This window comes from Mesorhizobium sp. M8A.F.Ca.ET.208.01.1.1, from assembly GCF_004791315.1.
In the GTDB taxonomy this organism is placed as follows: domain Bacteria; phylum Pseudomonadota; class Alphaproteobacteria; order Rhizobiales; family Rhizobiaceae; genus Mesorhizobium.
The window spans coordinates 1-839 of record NZ_SRUT01000031.1 but is presented as its reverse complement, the minus strand read 5'-3'; the positions used below and the strand labels follow the sequence as shown (position 1 = coordinate 839).

General features: G+C 66.6%; 1 protein-coding gene. It reads left to right on the top strand.

Going from position 1 to position 839, the window contains the following annotated elements:
* On the top strand, positions 1-839 hold an 839-nt coding region (gene hemA / locus EN851_RS34105; RefSeq protein WP_135931043.1), incomplete at both ends, for a 5-aminolevulinate synthase.

Below are 839 nucleotides of genomic sequence, written 5' to 3'. Positions count from 1 at the left end.
GGCATGGGCCAGCACGCCGACGTCATCGCCGCGTTCCAGAGCGCGGCCGGCAAGATGGGCTCTGGCGCCGGCGGCACCCGCAACATTTCCGGCACGTCCAACCCGCTGGTCGAACTCGAGCATGAGCTGGCCGACCTGCACGGCAAGGAAGCCGCCCTGGTCTTCACCTCCGGTTTCGTCTCCAACGAAGCCTCGATCTCGACCATCGCACGGCTTTTGCCCAATTGCCTGATCATCTCGGACGAGCTGAACCATGCCTCGATGATCGAAGGCGTGCGCCGCTCGGGCGCCGAGAAGAAGATCTTCCGCCACAATGACGTCGCGCATCTGGAAAGCCTGCTGCAGGCGGCGGGACGCGAACGCGCCAAGCTGATCGTCTTCGAAAGCGTCTATTCGATGGATGGCGACATCGCGCCGATCAAGGAGATCGTCGAACTCGCCGAGCGCTACAACGCCATGACCTATATCGATGAGGTCCATGCCGTGGGCATGTACGGGCCGCGCGGCGGCGGCATCACCGAGCGCGAGGGCCTCGCCGACCGCATCGACATCATCGAGGGCACGCTGGCCAAGGCCTTCGGCACGCTGGGCGGCTACATCACCGGCACCAGCGCGGTGATCGACGCCGTGCGCTCCTATGCGCCGGGCTTCATCTTCACCACCGCGCTGCCGCCGGCGATCGCCGCGGCGGCCACCACGTCGATCCGTCATCTCAAGCGCTCACAGGCCGAGCGCGACGCCCAGCAGCAGCAGGCGACCCGGACCAAGCAGATCCTGTCCGCCGCCGGCCTGCCGGTGATGGAATCGCCGACCCACATCGTGCCGGTTCTGGTCGGCGA